The following is a 17215-nucleotide window of genomic DNA, read 5'->3' as shown; positions in this document are numbered from 1 at the left end:
AGTTGCGTTAGGAAACCCAACCTCGCGAGGAAAGAGAATTATTCCGCGTCGATCCAGTCGCCCGCTTCCGCCATCCATACGGCGATCCCCGCAAGCGCGGCAGTTTCGCCGCGCAGGATTCGTGGACCGAGGCTGATGGGCCGGGCATTGGGATGGGCGCGAATCGCTGCGCGCTCCTCATCGTCGAATCCGCCTTCCGGGCCGGTGAGCAGAGCAGCTGGACCGTCTGCGTAACAGAAAGCGTCGGCAGCGGGTTCACCGCCTTCCTCATCTGCGAAGAACAGGATGCGGTCCTCGGGCCAGTCACGCAGCAATCCGTCGAGCTTGCGCGGCTTGGCCACTGGGGGGAGCGCGGTGCGCGCGCATTGCTCCGCGGCCTCGGTCACGATGGCGGATGCGCGCTCGGAATTGAGCTTGTCGGCTACGCAGCGGCGAGTGACGATGGGATGAATAGCGGCGACGCCCAGCTCGGTCGCCTTTTCCAGCACCATGTCGAACCGATCCTTCTTGAGCAGCGCGGCGCAGAGCCAGAAGTCGGGGACTTCCTCCCGCTCCCGCAGATGCTGCCGGGCCGTCATGGTTGTGTGCCGCTTGCCTATGTCGATAACTTCCGCGGCCCATTCGCCGGTTTCGTTATCGCAGAGGATCACAGTATCGCCGGTCGAGATTCGCATGACCTTGCCGAGGTAATGCGCCTGATTGCCCTCGATGCGCACTTCCGCACCTTCGGACAGGGGGGTGGCGACGAACAGGCGCGGTGCGCTCTTGGGCGGCCAGGCGGGAGTTGCGGGCATGGCTTTGCAGGTGGCACGCGCGAGGGTAGGGAGCAACCCATGAGCGAACCAGCTTCGAGTGATATCGTACCGGACAGCGAGCATCGCGGGCTCATCGTGCGCCTTCCGCAGCGCCTGCGAGACCTTGCACAGCTGGCACGATTCGACCGGCCGATCGGTTGGTGGCTGCTGTTCTGGCCCTGCGTCTGGGGCGTGTGGCTGACGGGCGCCGGCTGGCAATGGGCACTGCTCGGCTGGCTGCTGCTGGGCAGTATTGCCATGCGCGGTGCGGGCTGCGTCTATAACGACATCGTCGATGCCGATCTCGACCGGAAGGTGTCACGCACCGCCAGCCGCCCGGTGGCTAGCGGGCGAGTGCCGAAGAAACTCGCTTGGGGGTGGTTGCTGGCTCTATGCCTGGTCGGGCTGGTCGTGCTGCTGCAATTGCGTCCGCTGGGACAGATCGTCGCACTGGCGAGCCTCGCCTTGGTGGCCGCTTATCCTTTCATGAAACGGATCACATGGTGGCCGCAGGCCTGGCTCGGCCTCGTGTTTTCGTGGGGCCTGCTGGTGGGATGGACGCAGCTGCGCGCCGACAATCTCGATGCGCTGGCGGCAATGTATGCGGGCGCGGCACTGTGGGTAATCGGCTACGACACGATATATGCCATGCAGGACCGCGAGGATGATGCCCTGGTCGGTATCCGTTCCTCTGCGCTGCGACTGGGCGGTCAGGTGAAGGGCGGCGTCGCGCTGTTCTACGCCGGGGCGGTGGCGCTGTGGGCACTGGCTTTCTGGCTTTACCGCGCGGACTGGATTGCTCTGCTGGCGCTCGTCCCTGCGGCCGGCCATCTAGCGTGGCAAGTCTCGACTCTCGATGGGGACGATCCCGCCAACCCGCTTGAACGCTTCCGTTCGAACCGCTGGGCGGGGGCCCTAGTCGCTGCCGCCTGCTTCGTGGTGGGCAACGCCTGATGTGCAACCTCTACCGGATGACCAAGGGTAAGGACGAGGTCGCTGCTTGGTTCAAAGCGGTCAACGAACTCGGCCGGGCCAATCTCGGCGAAGAGGTCTTTCCCGGCTATCCGGGTGCGGTGGTGGCCGAGGGAAGTCTCAGGCAGATGAACTGGGGTTTCCCGCTGGTGATGAAGGGCAAGAGCGGGCAGCCGCTCAAGCCAAAGCCGGTCAACAACACGCGGACCGACAAGCTCCGCAGCTACTTCTGGCGCTTCAGTTTCGAGGGCCGGCGATGCCTGATCCCCGTCACCGCGTGGGCGGAGGCCGAAGGGGCCTCGGGTAGCAAGATGCGTACCTGGATCACCCGACCGGATGCCGAACTGTTCGCCGTCGCAGGAGTGTGGCGCGATACGGATGAATGGGGTGAATGCTATTCCATGGTCATGACGGACGCCTGCGGAGCAGCGGCTGAATGCCACACACGCATGCCCGTTCTGTTGGCAGAAAGTGACTGGGCACAATGGACTGCGGGCTCTCCTGAAGAAGCCTTGACGCTGTGCCGACCCTGGGAAGGCGAACTGGCGCTCGATCGGACGCGTCAGCCGTGGTCGGGCACGGGCCAAGTTGGGCTGCTCTGATCCGATGCGAATAGCCCTGTTCGAACCCGAAATTGCCGGAAACGTCGGTGCCGTGATGCGGCTCGGCGCGTGCATGGGCGCAGGCGTCGACCTGATCGAGCCGCTCGGTTTCCCGTGGGACGACCGGCGAGTGCGGCGCGCTGCGATGGATTACATCGACCACGTCGAGGTTGTCCGCCACCGCGGGTTCGAGGCCTTCCGCGAAGCCCACGCGGACAGCCGCCTGGTGCTCTTCACCACTAGGGCAACTCAATCCTCTTACGACTTCGAATATCGCCCCGACGATGTCCTGCTCTTCGGCAAGGAAAGCGCAGGCGTGACCGATGCGGTTCGCGCCGGTGTGGACGCAAGCGTCCGCCTGCCGATGTGCCCCCAGGTCCGATCGCTCAACCTGGCGACAAGCGCCGCGATCGCCCTGACCGAGGCACTTCGGCAGACGGGGACACTTCCGGGCTGAGTGTTCGCTTTTCGGGTTTCTCTGGCGGGCTGAACGGCGGACGGCGAAGCATGATCTCATTCATAGCTGACCACCTCGAATTCGATACCGTCCCAGTCGAAGAAATAGAACCTCCTGCCCGGATCGTAATCGTCATGCCCGAAAGGTTTGAGGCCGTGGCCTTCGACCACCGCTTCCGCAGCATCGAGATCGCCAACGGTGAAGGCGATATGGTTGAGCGGCTGGCCCTTGCGATAATCGCCCTTCACCTGGTCACCGGTGTAGAGCGCGATATAGTCATGCTCCGCACCCACATGGACCGAGCGCCCGCCGAGCTGTGATGTCCCGCGCCAGCGCTCCTTCCATCCAAGCAGCTCCGCCAGCAATGCGGCACTGCGATCCGGGTCGGTAACCGAAATATTGGCGTGTTCGAGGCGTCCTTGCGCCATGATGCATCTCCTTCTGATACGCCGACCTTCGGTAAGGTGCGGCGCTGATTGCGATGCAGAGATATATGCAACCTCAAGCTAAGTTGAGGTCAAGCTTCATTTGCGCTATCTCTGTAATCGATGAAAGCGAACGACCTCCTGCCGATCGGCGATCTTGCCCGCCGTACCGGTCTCTCGGTCTCAGCCATCCGTTTCTATGAGGGGAAGGGACTGGTCGAACCATTGCGCACTTCCGGCAATCAGCGGCGCTTCCTGCGCAGCGACATCCGCCGGCTCAGCTTTATCCTGATTGCGCAGAAACTCGGTTTGTCACTTGGCCAAATCGAAGATGCACTCGCGGGCCTGCCGCAGGGGCGGACGCCCAACGCAGCTGACTGGAAGAAGATCAGCAGCGAGGTGCGGCGCCGGATCGATGCGCAGATTGCCGCGCTTGAAAAGGTGCGCGAGGATCTCGACGGGTGTATCGGCTGCGGCTGCCTCAGCCTGAAGAAATGCGCGCTTTACAACGCGGGCGATAAATGGGGAGAAGACGGCGTCGGGCCGCGGGTCTTGCGGTAGGTTACCGAACCCACCATAGCGCGGCCATGCCCGTACCAAGCTTGCTTCTGTCTTGAAATCGATCCTGAAATCCCAGCCATTTCTCTGGTTCGTCCTTGCGCTGCCGGGTTTCTGGATCTGCTGGCGCTGGCTCATGACGCCTGACGAGTATGGTTACGGCCACGCAATCGGCGATAGCGGGGATTGGGCGGCGTGGCTGCTGATGGTGACGCTTGCGGTAACGCCGATCAAATTGCTGTTTCGCAAGCAGCGATGGGCGATCTGGCTCATGAGGCGACGGCGCGACCTGGGTGTGGCCAGCTTCGCCTATGCGGCGGGGCATACGGCGATGTATTTGTGGAAGAAAGGTTCGCTCGAGTTGGTTCTCGCCGAGCTCGATGAGGACTTCATCCTCGTCGGCTGGCTGGCTCTGGTGCTGTTCGTGCCGCTGGCCGTGACTTCGAACAATGTGTCGATGCGCAAGCTCAAGAGGTCATGGAAGTCGCTGCACCGGCTGGTCTATCCTGCGGCGGTGCTGACCTTCCTGCATTGGGTATGGTCGGCATTCGACCCGACCGCGGCCTGGATCCACGTAGGTATCCTGGCCGTGATCGAGTTGGTGCGGATCTTTCTCCAGCGGCGTCAGAGAGTGACGTAGCTACGGAAACGGGCGACTTCGGCTTCGTCTACATACTTGCCAATTTCGCGGTCGAATTCGGCCATGTCCTCATAGGGACGATATTCGAGGAATTCGTAGACCATCTTGTCGGTCATGCCGGGGATCAGCTTGATATCGGCTTCGCTGGCGGTGTTGAGGTTGACCGGAACGAAGAGCGTTTCGCGCACGGCGGCTGCTTCTTCTTCGCTCAGCGTTTCGAGGAGCGTGGCATTGAAGGCGCTAACGTTCTCATAGGGCTGTCCCGCTACGACCGCTGCTGCAAGATCGGGGGACATGCCTTCCATCCCTGCAAGCTGTTCCTCTGTTGCGGTATTGGCGTCGACCACGGTGCTCGCAGCCTCAGCTTCGGTTGTGTCGGCAACCGGCGCTTCTGCAGTCGTGCCCTCGGCGGCTTCCTCGGTTTCGCCTGAACAGGCCGACAGGGTGATGGCTGCGCCTGCAAGCGCAGTAACGATGGAAATCTTACGCATAAAATTAATCCTCTTACTTGATAAGAGTTCGCATTAGCGAAGTGTGCGCGGAATGAAAGGGCACTTTCACGTTTATCCGTGCTCCGGACCAAGCTCCGGATCGAGATCGCGCGGTCGGGCGAAATGCACTAGCTTGCCGCAGCCTTCCGCAAGGTCTGCCCATTCGTCTATGTCGAGTTCGAATACGGCGAAGGCGGCGGTGGGGAACTTGACCTTGGCCTCGTCGAACAGGGCGTTTTCATTGCGCGGGGCGACAAGTTCGAAAACCATGTCTCCGAAGCCCGGATTGTGGCCCGCCACCAGCAGGCGGTCGGCATCGCCGCCCTGTTCACGGATCACGTCGCAGATCGTTTCGGTGGAGGCGAGATAAAGACTATCCTGCCAATCGGGAGCGGGGCCAATATCGGCCTCTTCCAGCGTCGTCTTCACCCGCTGTGCGGGACTGGCGACAAGCTTATCCCACTTCACCCCGTGATCGCGGATGTGTGCCCCGATCAGTTCGGCACCCTTGCGGCCACGCCGGTTGAGACCCCGGTCGAAATCGCGCTTGTCGCTTTCGCCCCAGTCGGACTTGGCATGGCGCAATAATCCCAGGATTTTCACGAGTGTTCGTTCTCCGCTGCGGTCACTTCGGCTTGAGCGCCGTCTCCAACACCCTTCGCAACGCGCTGTAAAGCTTCCGCAAGCGTCAGGCGTATGACGGGCGTGCCTTCGGGGAAGGCCGCCAGCAGCCGGCTTGGAAAAGCTGAGGAAAGGATCACGAAATGTCCTGAATCCTCTCCGCTCCTGATCAAGCGCCCGAACGCTTGCGCCAGCCGTGCGCGAATAATCCGGTCGTCATACCGCTTCGCGCCGCCAGACTCTTCGGCTGCAGCCGCTCGCCTTGCCCGGTGCAGGATGGTCGGCCGCGGCCAAGGGACGCTTTCCATCACTACGCAGCGCAAGGATCGTCCCGGCACATCCACCCCGTCGCGCAGGGCGTCGGTGCCGAGCAGACTGGCGCGGGCGTCGTCGCGGAAGATGTCGGTCAGCGTTCCGGTATCGATCGGATCGACGTGCTGCGCGTAAAGCGGCAGTCCGGCGCGGGCGAGGCGATCCGCTATCCTCCCATATATGGCACGCATCCGGCGGATGGCGGTGAACAGGCCCAGCACGCCGCCTTCGGAGGCTTCGATCAGCCGCGCATAGGCACCCGCAAGCGCGGGAATGTCGCCGCGCTTGATATCGGTGACGATCAGCACTTCTGCCCTTCCGGCGTAGTCGAAGGGGCTGTCGGCCTGCGCGGTTTTCGGAATGAGTTCGAGGTGCGGTGCACCGCTTTTCGCGATTGCATGCGGCCAGTCGGGACCAGCCTCGTCCCGATCGGTAAGCGTGGCACTAGTCAGCATGACGCCATGCGCGGGTTCGAGCACGACCTTGGCGAAAGGCTTCATGGGATCGAGCCAGTGCCGATAGAGCCCGATGTCGAATTCGCGAGCGTCGTTGCGGTCGACCGCCAGCCAGTCGACAAATTCGGGGTCGGCCGGGCCGCCGAGCCGCGAAAGAAGCGCCTCCCAGGCAGCGATCAGGTCGATCCGCCAGGCGAGCGAGTGCCGCGCGCCTTCGATCCGCGCGCGGCCTTGGCCGTCGAGCCAGTCGGGCGCGTCTGTCATGATCGCCTCGAGCCTGCCCGCAAGTTTCAGGAGCGGCGAGCGAATCTGGGCGAGGGCCTGCGCCGCCGTTCCTGCAGCCTCGACCAGTTCGCCGGGAAGCTGCGAAGTCTCGGTTTCGATGCCGTATCCGGCCTCCTGTCCGCTTTCGTCCCGCGCGTAGGTGACCGCGCGCACCTGCGCGAGGAGTGCCTCGAGCGGCCCGAGCGGTGCGCCTTCGGCCAGTCGGCCAAGCCATCCTTCGGACGGCAATTCCTGTGCAGCCTGAACTGCCGCTTCCACCGCCTGGCCTCCTGCGTCATCATAGCTCGCGACATCGGCCAGCCGTGCCGCAAGCCCCCGGCGGCGGCCGCGCGAATTGCGTTCGGGCCCCACGATCCAGCGCCGCAGTTCGATGGCTTCCTGCCCTGTGAGCGCGGCAGAAAAAGTGCGGTCGGCGGCGTCGAAGACGTGGTGGCCCTCGTCGAACACGATGCGCGTCGGCCTGCTCGCCGGGTCGCGTCCGCGGGCGGCATTGACCATCACCAGCGCATGGTTGGCGATGACGAGATCAGCCTGCGCGGCGTTCCTCGCGCTGCGTTCGATGAAGCATTTCCGGTAGTGCGGGCAGCCGGCATAGATGCATTCGCCGCGCTGGTCGGTCAGTGCGGCAATCCCGCGTTTGCGGTAGAGCGTGCCGAGCCAGCCGGGCAGGTCCCCGCCGATCATGTCGCCATCCTGCGTATAGGCCGCCCAGCGCGCGACGAGGTGTGCCAGAATCGCCGGTCGGCCTGCGAACCCGCCCTGCAACGCATCCTCCAGATTGAGCAGGCAGAGATAGTTTTCACGGCCCTTGCGCACCACTACCGGCGGCGATCCGTCAGGCCGGGTGAGGGGCCAGGCGCGCGTGCTCTCGCGCCGCAACTGGCGCTGCAGGTTCTTGGTGTAAGTGCTGACCCAGACGGTTCCCCCGGAGGCTGCCGCCCAGAGCGAGGCGGGGGCGAGGTATCCCAGCGTCTTGCCGATGCCAGTGCCGGCCTGCGCGAGAAGGACATGCGGACGTTTCTGCCTGTCTCGCGGGCCGAAGACATGTCCGGCACCGCGGGCGAACAGCCGCTGCCCCTCGCGCCGCTCGGCCCCTTCGCCGGTCAGACGTTCGAGATGGGCCTCGATTTCGGGCTCTTCGATGAGGACCTGTGCCGGCTGCGGGCGCTCGGGCGTCTCCTCCCATTCGGGCAAGCGTGTGAACAACCACTTCTCGGCAGTTTCCGGCTTGCGCACATGCGGCGCGAGGATGTTCGCCCAGGGCCAGCGCAGCCGGCTGAGCGATTGGAGCGACGACCATGCGCCCTCACGTTCCGCCCAATCGGCGGTTTCGCAGGTTTCCACCAGTGCTCCCGCTGCCTTTTGTAGGAGCAGGGGCACACCGGCATCGTCTGCCGGTTCGTCAAGGCCGAGCGCATGCGCCAGACCCTTCGGGGTCGGCACGCAAAATCGGGCAGGGTGGATGAAGGCGAATAGTTCGAGCAGATCGAGGCCGGACAGGTCGGGATAGCCCAGCCTGCTCGCCACCAGCGGAGCGTTCAGCAGCAGCAATGGGGTATCAGCGGCCGCCATCACCGCTTCACCCTTGGAACATTCGCGCGTGGTTCCACTCGCATCGCGCAGCCAGGTGCCCGCGTGGCTGGCGCTTAGGGCCGGGAGGGGTAGTGCAGGGCTCACGCTATCGACCATGAAAGCGGGGGAACGAAAAGTAAACAGAAGCGCGCAGGAATGTGCCGAAGGCCTTTCGGTTCGCCGCAGACGGTCGGCGAACCGTCCCGATTCCCGGCGGTGAGATGAAGCAAAAACAATTACTTATCCAATCCTGAACCGTGCATTACAGGAACTGTGGCAAAACTGTGCCCGTTTTAAGGGGCATGACGAAAACAAACCTCAAGATCGCCTGCGCCCCCCTTGCGATTGCTGCAATGGCCGCGCTCAATGCAACCCCTGCGTCCGCCCAGTCGCAGCCGCAGATCGTGATCGATGTCCCCGAAGCGCAGACTTCGACCGCGCAGCCCGCGACGACGGCTGAACCGACCGTCGTGTCGCCCGATCCCGCGCCGATAATAACTGAACCCGTGATTATCTCGTCGGAACCGATCCAGACAGCAACCCCAATCGAGACGCCTGCAGAGGCCGAACCAGCTGTCACTACTCCGCGCCTTGCCGCGGCACTTCGCCCCGCAGCGCCTTCGTCCGCTCCGGCACCAGAAGCTGATCCCGCTCCGGCGATAGCGGCTCCGACTCCGCCCGATGAGAGCGTGTCGAACACCGATATGCTGCCGACTGCCGCTGCTCCGGTGCCGAGCGAAGCCGAACTGGCCGTCGCCCGCGCCGAGCTGGCTCCTGCTGGTCAGCCCATCGAGGACGGGTCGACCTCCGCCTTGATCCTCGCGCTGCTCGGCGTTGGCGGGATCGGCCTGCTGACCTTTTTCCTGATGCGTCGCCGCCGTTCGGCTGCGCCTGTGATCGAAAAGCCGGTCGTAACCAAGACGGTCGAGCCGAAGCCGGCTCCGATCAGGGATCGCGCGCCGACTATCACCACCCGAGCAGTCGATCCGGCACCCGCTTTTGCGGCCACCGCGAGCCCGAGCAGCGGCGCGGCAGTGGAACTGCCTCCCGAGTTGCCCGAGACCTTCGAGGAGCGCAGCAGCCTGCTCGAGCGGATGGTCGCGGCACGCCCGGACCGGGCCAACCCGTTCCGCTCGCCCAAGGCCCGCGCCAAGCGCGCTCGCCTGATAATGCAGTCGATCGGGACGCGGTTCACCAGCCGCAAGCCGCGGATCGACCTTAGCCAATACACCAATATCTGGCCCGAACTGCGTGGCTGGAGACCTGCGACTACCTGATTAGTCTCCCGACCCTCCCTAGGTGTCGCAGCGGAAGGGGCGTCCACGACCGAGTTGGGCGTCCCTTTTGCGCGTCTCCTCATCTAGGAAATGCGAGCTAACCCTTTGTTTGGCCGAGCGCTGTCAGATCGTCGTGCGCAAGAGGCATCTTTGACTGATTGCCTTCTTTCAGCCACATTTGAGCCCGCGAGACCTTCGCAATCGCAAGCACCGTTCCGATCTTCTGGTTCTAGTGGACACATGACTAAAGGAGCCAACCTATGAAAACCCTCTCCACTCTCCTCGCTGGTTCTGCGCTCATTCTCGCCAGCGGCGCTGCGGCGCAGACCACGGCGCCGGAAGCTGAAGCCATGCCGCAGATGCCGAGCCAAGAGCTTCCTGATGATTCGGCGGTGCCCAAAGAGCCCGCCATGAACGATGCCGCCAGTGACGATACGTTCAGTGACGCGGAAATCGAAAGCTTCGCGGCAGCCGCACTGAAAATTCAGTCTCTGAACGGAGATGAAGCTGCGAAGCAGCAACAGGCTGCCGACATCGTTGCCCAGTCTGGCATCGACCCCGAGACCTTCAACGCGATTGGTACGGCCATGCAGACCGATCCTGCGCTCGCAGATCGGGTACGGACGGCAGCAGCAGAAATGCAGCCGCAACCGGCCGGCTGATAGTCAGTCTCATCCGAAACAAGGGCCCTCGCCATAAGTATGGCGGGGGCCCTCTCCTTTGGCGCGGCTCTTTCCAGACGGCTTGGTCAGCCTTCAACCGATTTTCCGACCGTTTTGCCTCCACGGGAAACGATCTTCCATTTCCAATGGCGCCCGGCACTTCGCACTTGCAACACCACAGCGTAGCGGCAAGAGGGAGGGCATGAGCATGACCGATCTGATCGAAGCCGCCCGCGTGTCCAAGGCTTGGCCGTTCCAGGAGGCACAGCGACTGCTCAAACGCTATCCCGATGGGGTCAAGCCCGATGGCTCGCCGGTCCTCTTCGAAACGGGGTACGGTCCGAGCGGCCTACCGCATATCGGCACGTTCCAAGAAGTGCTGCGCACCACGCTGGTCCGCCGTGCTTTCGAGGCGATGATCGGGGCCAAGCCGGATGATGGCAAGACGCGTCTCGTCGCCTTCTCGGACGATATGGACGGGCTGCGTAAGGTGCCCGACAATGTGCCCAACCGCGAACTGTTGCAGGAAAACCTGCACCTGCCGCTTTCGCGCGTGCCTGATCCCTTCGAGAAGGGTCACGAGAGCTTTGCCGCGCACAACAACGCCATGCTGCGGGCCTTTCTCGACCGGTTCGGTTTCGACTACGAGTTCATCGCGTCGAGCGATGAGTATAATTCGGGCCGTTTCGACGATGCGCTGAAGCAGGTGCTGCGCAAGAACGAAGCCATCCTCGACATCATGTTGCCGACGCTGCGCGAGGAACGGCGCAAGACTTATTCGCCGGTCCTTCCGATCTCGCCCAAGACGGGCCGGGTATTGCAGGTCCCGGTCGAGGTGGTTGATGCCGATGCCGGTCTCGTACGCTTCACCGACGAAGACGGAACCGTCGTCGAACAGTCGGGCCTTGGCGGGATGAGCAAGCTGCAGTGGAAGGTCGACTGGGCTATGCGCTGGTATGCGCTAGGCGTCGATTACGAGATGTACGGCAAGGACCTGACTGACAGCGGCGTGCAATCGGGCAAGATTGTCCAGGCGCTGGGCGGCCGCAAGCCGGAAGGGCTGATCTACGAACTTTTCCTGGACGAAAAGGGCGAAAAGATCAGCAAGTCCAAGGGCAACGGCCTCACCATCGAGCAATGGCTGACCTATGGCAGCGAAGAGAGCCTGGGATTCTACATCTTCCCCAATCCCAAGAGCGCGAAGAGCCTGCACACCGGGGTGATCCCGCGCGCAGTGGACGATTACTGGCAGTTCCGCGAACGGCTGGCGGAACAGGAGCTCGACAAGCAACTGGGCAATCCGGTGTGGCACCTTTCGCGCGCCAATGGCGGCTTCGAAGGTGCGGAGGCGCCCGGCGCGGGCAACAGTCTGCCGGTAACTTATGGCCTACTGCTCAACCTCGCCAGTGTGCTGGGCGCGGAAGCGAGCGAGGCGAGCCTGCGCGATTACCTCGAAAGCTATATCGGTGCGGGCCGTATTACGCCGGAACTCGAAGTGCTGATCGGCACGGCGGTGGCCTATACGCGGGACTACATCGTGCCGACGCTCGACAAGCGCGCTCCGACCTCGAACGAAGCGGAGGCGCTTAAGGCGCTCGATGCCTATCTGGCTGATGCCGCGCCTGGCACCAGCGCGGAGGACCTGCAAACGCAGGTGTACGAAATCGGCAAGCGCGCGGAATACGGTTTCGAAAACCTGCGCGACTGGTTCAAGGCGCTCTACCAGACCCTGCTTGGCAGCGATCAGGGCCCGCGCATGGGCAGCTTCATCGCGCTTTACGGGATCGAGAACAGTCGCAAGCTGATTGCCGAGGCGCTGGCACGCGCCTAACAGCTCTTGTCAATTGTGCTTGCGCGTGCGGTACCATTTGGTGAGCACGTATTTCGAACCTTCAATCACCGGCGTCCCGGCGTGCATCGTATCCTCGTTCGGTGAACCGTCGGGCTTGGCATTGTTCCAGATCAGCAGCACACCGGGCTTGGGTTCGATCGAGGCGCCGACATGGGTGAAATGCGTGTGGCCGCCCTGGGGCACGGTGTTGAGGAAGGCCATGGCCGTCCAGCACCGCTGGCCACCGCGCTTGCGCTCCATCTTCCAGTATTCCTGATCGGTATAAAACCAGTCGTTATGCGGCTTGAACTCCTGCCCCGGCAGGTAGCGCTGGCCCTGGATCGCCTCGCCGGTAGCGGGGTTCATGCCCAGGAGGTCGTCGATTCGGCGGGAGATTCCTTTCACGAACGGGTCGTGCGGATTGAAATTGCCCGAATAGGACGTGCGGAACTTCTCGATATAGGCGGTTTCGTGCAACTCGCTGGGCCGGGCCACCACGTCGATCATGGCGATGAAGCGGCGGCATTCCTCGGGTGTGAGGAAGTTCGGCACGGCGAAGATCTCCGCTATGTCGGTCGGCACCTTGTAGATTTCGGGATCGGACTCCAGCCGCTGGCGCACCTGAGCGCCGATACGTTTGAGGGCGTCCTGGTCGGGAATCACGGCAGTCTTCGTCATTCCCATAGTGTTAGCGATGCGAAGGCGTCTCGCAACCGGGCATCTTGTGCGAAATCAACTTCCAGCTAGTTTCATGCTGATCCAACGGGATGGGAGCCTGCCGATATGACCGATACAGCCACTGCACGCCGTTACTCGACCGGAGCGATGATCTTTCACTGGGTGATTGCCGTTGCGGTGATCGTGAACTGGCGGATCGTCGAAAATGCAGAACAGCTTGAAGGCGCGGCGCGCGGAGCCGCGATGGGCAATCACAAGGCGCTGGGGATCACGATCCTCGCCCTCACCATCGGCCGGCTGCTGTGGCGCTGGACGCATCCGGTTCCGCCGCTTCCATCCGACCTCGCCAGATGGGAAGCGATCTTGGCGCGAACGGTCCACGTCATCTTCTACGTCCTTTTGATCGGCCTCCCGCTGGGCGGATGGACTGCCAATTCGCTGGCCGGGCGCGAAATCGACATGTTCGGTCTGTTTACCATTCCGCCGCTGCCATTGGGCACAAACGAGGATGCAGCGAAATCAATCTTCGGCCTTCATGCAACGGGCGGTAGCATCTTCATCTACCTCATCGCGCTGCATATCCTCGGCGCATTGAAACATACGTTCTTCGACAAGAACGGCGGGATTTTCCGCATGCTGCCCTTCGGCAAGGTGCCGGGCTGACGAAAAACCCCCGCCGATCGCTCGGCGGGGGTCATCTGCCTCTCCGGTCCACTCTCAACCCGGACAGGCGAAGAGAGTTCTATTACCAGAAGAAGTCGTGGATCACGTCGACGACTTCGCCGCTGTATATGTTAACCAGCAGCACGTCGTCGTAATAGCGGACCCAGCGATAGGGGCCGTAGACTTCTGGCAGACGGTACTGCCAGGGATCGTTGATCCAGTAACGGCTACCGAAGAACAGGTTGCCGAGACGGAAGCCGATGTTCAGGCGGCGATAGCGATAATCGCGATAGGGGGCATAATAGCGACCCAGCCGATAGAGACTTCGGTTGCTGGTGCGATAGCGATTCCAGTCGTAACGCCGGTCCGCACGCCAGCGACGCTGGTCCCAGCGATTGTAGTTGTGCCAACTACGACCATCGTAATAACGCGCGCGGCGGTTGGCATCGCGAATATCCTCGCGCCTGTCCTGCCGGTACTCGCGTCGATCCTCGCGCCTGTCCTGCCGGTCGTCGCGCCGATCTTCGCGGCGTTCCTGCCTCCACTCGCGGCGGTCATCGCGGTCGCCGCGCCGTGTGTCGCGATAGGTGCGATTGCGGTCGCTACGATAGTCGCGGTCGCGATCATTACGACTATCTTCGCGCCGATCCTGGCGGACCTCGCGCCGGTCCTGCCGGTCGTCACGACGGTCGCTGCGCTGTCCCTGTCGGTCATCGCGGCGTTCGCTGCGTTGCTCCTGTCGATTGTTGCGACGTTCGCTCCGCTGTTCCTGTCGATTGTCACGGCGTTCGCTGCGTCGTTCCTGGCCACGTTCGCTGCGTCGTTCCTGGCCACGTTCGCTGCGACGATCGTTGCGATTGTCACGATCACGCTGGTTGCGCTGTTCAGATGCGCTTTCGGCCGCTTGTGCAGCTTGCGGCAAGGCGGTCATTGTCATCGCAATGGCGAGTGCGCTCAACGCGCTGCCTTTCATCAGCTTGGTAAGTGTCATGGAGCTGGTCCTTGTGGCTCGGAAAGCCGCTCCACACCTGCGGCCTCATGTTTCGATGTCGCAAGTTGTATCATATCCGACTGTCCCGAAACTGAACCGCACCTGCAGGTGATTGTTCAGGTTCGTCCTCTGAAAAATGAATGCGAACTCGATGGGCGACTAAGCGTTAGGTCAGGATGGAATGGACCTTGGAAGAAATAAAAGCTGATATCGTCCGCTTGCTGTCTGGCGCAGCAGGTGACCGGAATTCGCCAATGCATACGCCGGTGGTCGCGACAGCCGACGCAGATGCCCGTGTCATGGTGCTGCGGGAATTCAATCCAGAGAACTGGACCTTGCGTTTCCATACGGACGCGCGTTCACCGAAAGTCGCCGTGATCGGCAATGGTGCGCCAGTGGCGGTGCTATTCTACGACCAGACCGAGAAGGTGCAGTTACGTTGTCGTGGGCTGGCACGGATCGTATGTGATGCCGCAATCGCAGATAAAGCGTGGCAGGAAAGCGATACGTTTGCGCGCCGCTGTTATCTCGGTGCCCCACCGGGTGAGGAACGCGACGAGCCATCCAGCGGATTGCCCAAGGATGTCGAGGGTCGTCGCCCGTCGGAAGAACAACTTGCACCGGCGAGAGAGAACTTCGCTGTCATGCTGGTCACGATAGAAACTATGGATTGGTACCGGCTTTCCAGCGACGGGCACAAGAGAGCGATATTCACCCGAGGCAAGGGGCAATGGGTGACACCTTAGGCTCGTCATTCACTGGTCTTACTCATCAAGCAGCGATTAGCATCGCGTTCATGCCGCGTGGACAGCGTGCCGGTTACGTCCGGCATCCTTGGCATCGTATAGGGCCTCGTCCGCGGCACGCATGAGGTCGCGCTCGTCCCAACCGGCACACAGTTGCGCCAATCCGATACTGAGGGTCACGTCGTGTTCCTGATCCCATTCGACATCGGCGAGCCGCTTCTTGATGGCGATGCAGCGCTCGTCCAGTTCGTCTGCCTTGCGTCCTGGGAATACGAACAGGAACTCCTCTCCGCCCAAACGACCCACGCTATCGCGGTCGCGTGCTTCGTCGCAGAGAATGTCGGCAATCTTCCTGATTACCTGATCACCATAACCGTGCCCGAACTTGTCGTTGACTGCCTTGAAATGGTCGATGTCGATCATCGCCAACGACAGGGGCGTATTCCTCAGCTGCGCCGAGTCCATCGCTTCGGCGAGATTGGCGAGGATGCAGCGGCGGTTGGGCATGCCGGTCAATGGATCGGTCGCGGCCAGCAAGCGCACTTCGGCGGCTTCGCGTTCGGCGCGAGCGCGGGCAAGTTCGAGCTGCCGCATCGTTTCGGCGCGGTCGGTGACATCGAGCATGGTACCGAAAAGGGCCGTCACGCGCCCCTGATGGTCGGTTTCGACATCGCCGCGGCAATCGATATGCACGACATCGCCCTGTGCCCTCTCGATGCGCGATTCGAATGCGAAGGGGAGGCCATGCGTCGTCGCTTCCACGATGAACGACCGTACCCTCTCGCGGTCATCCGGAAGGTGGAGCGAGACCCATTGTTCGAAACTGGGCTGCACGTTTCCCTCGAAACCACAGATGCGCAGCGCTTCGCGCGACCAGTGAACGGAATTGTCTGCCGGCCCAAACCGCCAATGGCCGACCTTGGCCGCGCGTTCTGCGGCCTCGAGGCGGGCGGCATTCCCGGCGATGGTCGCGAGGTCGCTTTCGCGCTGTGACAACAGGTAGGCCAGGGGCATGGAGGATGCGAGTAATGCCACGAGGTAGACCTGGAAAAAGAGCACCTGTTCTTCGGTTGTCCCGAAAAACAGACTGACGGGCCCCGCACCTGCTGCGGTGAGTATCGATCCGACCGCCGCGACGATGACCAAGGCGACTGCAGCACCACTAAGGCGCAGGGTCGCCGTGGCGATCGCGATGGCCATGACGGGAAGGAAGGTCAGCGGGATACCGGCTTGTCCGAAAGCCGCCACGCTCAGGATCGTTACGACCATCATCGTCCAGAGCGATTTCAGCGAGACCAATTCGCGCCGATTCGGCCCATCTGTTGCGATGAAAAGGATCACCGGGGTGACGATGAGCATGCCCAGCGTCACGGTGCTGAACCAGGAAGAGAGAAAAGCGAAAGCCAGATTGCCCGACAATACGCCCGCCATCAGCGCACTTGCGACTCCCGCCAAGATGGCGGCAAATCCGAACCGGGCCATGTGCCAGGGATGGGCAAGGGAGTGCCGGGCGGAATGGCTGCCTCCCATGATCAGGTAGACGAGATAGCCTTCTACCAGATTGGCAACGGTATAGCCCGTTGTTGCAAGGAAACCCGACCCGGCCCACATGTTCGAAGCCATGCTCGCGGCAGCGACCCAGGCTGCCGTCATGAGGCGGCGTTTTCTATCGAAGAATAACAAGGCGGCGATGAAGATGCCGCTTGGTGGCCAAACGGCGGCGATGCCGTCTGCACCCTGGGTCAATTCCAGCGCGATATGGGCGCATACGAGCCACGCGATGCCGAACAGCATCGGCCAGCCGTAATAACCCCAGTCACGCGATTGATGCACTGATTCCCCCTTGCAGCGGACCATATGCCACAAGTCCCTACAGTAGGTTTAGCAAATTAAGTGCCGAGCCGCTAAGCGCGCCTGTCGAATGTCGGAAATTTACAAATCGGCGCGTCCGCCTGCTCGATACGGGTAGGATCGGCGCGGGGTGGGCCTTGGTGCATGGCGGAAACCATGCAGTCGACGGAACCGGGAGTGCCCTCGATATGAGCCTCGACCGTCCCGTCGGGGAGGTTGCGGACCCAGCCGACCAGCCCCGATTCGCGAGCAGTTTTCACCTTCCAGTCGCGATAGAACACGCCCTGGACGATGAGGTGGCGGGCGATCAGCTGTTCGTCGGACATGTCTGT

19 protein-coding genes are annotated in these 17215 nt (G+C 62.4%); 10 read left to right on the top strand and 9 right to left on the bottom strand.

From position 1 onward, the window contains the following. Window positions 1-38: 38 nt before the first annotated feature. Window positions 39-794 (bottom strand): 16S rRNA (uracil(1498)-N(3))-methyltransferase, encoded by a 756-nt coding sequence (locus GRI69_RS05435; protein WP_160727251.1) that lies wholly within the window; start codon window positions 792-794, stop codon window positions 39-41. A 39-nt stretch (window positions 795-833) separates the two neighbouring features. Here GRI69_RS05435 and ubiA point away from each other — a divergent pair, with 39 nt between their 5' ends. The 3 genes from ubiA to GRI69_RS05420 are packed head-to-tail and all read left to right on the top strand — an operon-like array spanning window position 834 to window position 2825. Beyond that, on the top strand, window positions 834-1748 hold the full coding sequence (gene ubiA, locus GRI69_RS05430) for a 4-hydroxybenzoate octaprenyltransferase (RefSeq protein ID WP_160727250.1): 915 nt from the start codon (window positions 834-836) through the stop codon (window positions 1746-1748). Next, window positions 1748-2368, top strand: coding sequence for an SOS response-associated peptidase (locus GRI69_RS05425; protein WP_160727249.1), 621 nt, complete (start codon window positions 1748-1750; stop codon window positions 2366-2368). The genes ubiA and GRI69_RS05425 overlap by 1 nt, the downstream gene beginning before the upstream one ends. 4 nt (window positions 2369-2372) lie before the next feature. Beyond that, complete coding sequence (locus GRI69_RS05420; protein ID WP_160727248.1) at window positions 2373-2825, top strand: tRNA (cytidine(34)-2'-O)-methyltransferase; 453 nt, start codon at window positions 2373-2375, stop codon at window positions 2823-2825. A 56-nt stretch (window positions 2826-2881) separates the two neighbouring features. Here GRI69_RS05420 and GRI69_RS05415 read toward each other — a convergent pair whose 3' ends face one another. Then, window positions 2882-3253: a VOC family protein gene (locus tag GRI69_RS05415; protein ID WP_160727247.1), complete on the bottom strand. Its 372-nt coding sequence runs from the start codon at window positions 3251-3253 to the stop codon at window positions 2882-2884. 120 nt (window positions 3254-3373) lie between these two features. Here GRI69_RS05415 and soxR point away from each other — a divergent pair, with 120 nt between their 5' ends. After that, complete coding sequence (soxR, locus tag GRI69_RS05410) at window positions 3374-3811, top strand: redox-sensitive transcriptional activator SoxR (RefSeq protein ID WP_160727246.1); 438 nt, start codon at window positions 3374-3376, stop codon at window positions 3809-3811. A 52-nt stretch (window positions 3812-3863) separates the two neighbouring features. Beyond that, window positions 3864-4448 (top strand): protein-methionine-sulfoxide reductase heme-binding subunit MsrQ, encoded by a 585-nt coding sequence (locus tag GRI69_RS05405; RefSeq protein WP_160727245.1) that lies wholly within the window; start codon window positions 3864-3866, stop codon window positions 4446-4448. On the opposite strand, the gene GRI69_RS05400 is transcribed toward GRI69_RS05405, so the two are convergent. The 3 genes from GRI69_RS05400 to GRI69_RS05390 all read right to left on the bottom strand — a co-directional run bounded on the left by GRI69_RS05400 (window position 4433) and on the right by GRI69_RS05390 (window position 8301). Then, window positions 4433-4939 carry a type II secretion system protein GspK gene (locus tag GRI69_RS05400; RefSeq protein WP_160727244.1) on the bottom strand — a complete coding sequence of 169 codons (507 nt, stop codon included), beginning with the start codon at window positions 4937-4939 and terminating at the stop codon, window positions 4433-4435. The genes GRI69_RS05405 and GRI69_RS05400 overlap by 16 nt on opposite strands. 72 nt (window positions 4940-5011) lie before the next feature. Then, the gene (locus GRI69_RS05395) at window positions 5012-5542 is read right to left on the bottom strand and encodes a histidine phosphatase family protein (protein ID WP_160727243.1); all 531 of its coding nucleotides are present in this window, start codon (window positions 5540-5542) and stop codon (window positions 5012-5014) included. Beyond that, the gene (locus GRI69_RS05390; protein WP_160727242.1) at window positions 5539-8301 is read right to left on the bottom strand and encodes an ATP-dependent DNA helicase; all 2763 of its coding nucleotides are present in this window, start codon (window positions 8299-8301) and stop codon (window positions 5539-5541) included. The genes GRI69_RS05395 and GRI69_RS05390 overlap by 4 nt, the downstream gene beginning before the upstream one ends. Window positions 8302-8486: 185 nt before the next feature. Here GRI69_RS05390 and GRI69_RS05385 point away from each other — a divergent pair, with 185 nt between their 5' ends. The 3 genes from GRI69_RS05385 to GRI69_RS05375 all read left to right on the top strand — a co-directional run bounded on the left by GRI69_RS05385 (window position 8487) and on the right by GRI69_RS05375 (window position 11954). Beyond that, a complete protein-coding gene (locus GRI69_RS05385; RefSeq protein ID WP_160727241.1) occupies window positions 8487-9461 on the top strand; it encodes a hypothetical protein in 975 nt (324 codons plus the stop codon). A gap of 260 nt (window positions 9462-9721) precedes the next feature. After that, on the top strand, window positions 9722-10123 hold the full coding sequence (locus GRI69_RS05380; RefSeq protein ID WP_160727240.1) for a DUF4168 domain-containing protein: 402 nt from the start codon (window positions 9722-9724) through the stop codon (window positions 10121-10123). A gap of 202 nt (window positions 10124-10325) precedes the next feature. Continuing rightward, a complete protein-coding gene (locus tag GRI69_RS05375) occupies window positions 10326-11954 on the top strand; it encodes a lysine--tRNA ligase (protein ID WP_160727239.1) in 1629 nt (542 codons plus the stop codon). A 9-nt stretch (window positions 11955-11963) separates the two neighbouring features. Here the strand turns inward: GRI69_RS05375 and GRI69_RS05370 are convergent, their stop codons facing one another. After that, the gene (locus GRI69_RS05370; RefSeq protein ID WP_160727238.1) at window positions 11964-12632 is read right to left on the bottom strand and encodes a prolyl hydroxylase family protein; all 669 of its coding nucleotides are present in this window, start codon (window positions 12630-12632) and stop codon (window positions 11964-11966) included. A 105-nt stretch (window positions 12633-12737) separates the two neighbouring features. On the opposite strand from GRI69_RS05370, the gene GRI69_RS05365 reads away from it, so the two are divergent. Beyond that, window positions 12738-13295, top strand: coding sequence for a cytochrome b (locus GRI69_RS05365; protein WP_160727237.1), 558 nt, complete (start codon window positions 12738-12740; stop codon window positions 13293-13295). 82 nt (window positions 13296-13377) lie between these two features. On the opposite strand, the gene GRI69_RS05360 is transcribed toward GRI69_RS05365, so the two are convergent. After that, window positions 13378-14286 carry an RcnB family protein gene (locus tag GRI69_RS05360; RefSeq protein ID WP_160727236.1) on the bottom strand — a complete coding sequence of 303 codons (909 nt, stop codon included), beginning with the start codon at window positions 14284-14286 and terminating at the stop codon, window positions 13378-13380. A gap of 188 nt (window positions 14287-14474) precedes the next feature. On the opposite strand from GRI69_RS05360, the gene GRI69_RS05355 reads away from it, so the two are divergent. Beyond that, window positions 14475-15032: a PNPOx family protein gene (locus GRI69_RS05355; protein WP_237452959.1), complete on the top strand. Its 558-nt coding sequence runs from the start codon at window positions 14475-14477 to the stop codon at window positions 15030-15032. Between the two features lie 48 nt (window positions 15033-15080). Here the strand turns inward: GRI69_RS05355 and GRI69_RS05350 are convergent, their stop codons facing one another. Together GRI69_RS05350 and GRI69_RS05345 are read right to left on the bottom strand one after the other, a co-directional pair. Then, a complete protein-coding gene (locus tag GRI69_RS05350; RefSeq protein ID WP_160727235.1) occupies window positions 15081-16865 on the bottom strand; it encodes a diguanylate cyclase in 1785 nt (594 codons plus the stop codon). Window positions 16866-16936: 71 nt separating this feature from the next. Then, the gene (locus tag GRI69_RS05345; RefSeq protein ID WP_160727234.1) at window positions 16937-17209 is read right to left on the bottom strand and encodes an acylphosphatase; all 273 of its coding nucleotides are present in this window, start codon (window positions 17207-17209) and stop codon (window positions 16937-16939) included. Between the last annotated feature and the right edge of the window lie 6 nt (window positions 17210-17215).

The sequence above is a fragment of the Qipengyuania vulgaris genome (assembly GCF_009827325.1).
GTDB lineage: Bacteria > Pseudomonadota > Alphaproteobacteria > Sphingomonadales > Sphingomonadaceae > Qipengyuania > Qipengyuania vulgaris.
This window is presented reverse-complemented; position numbering and strand designations above follow the sequence as displayed.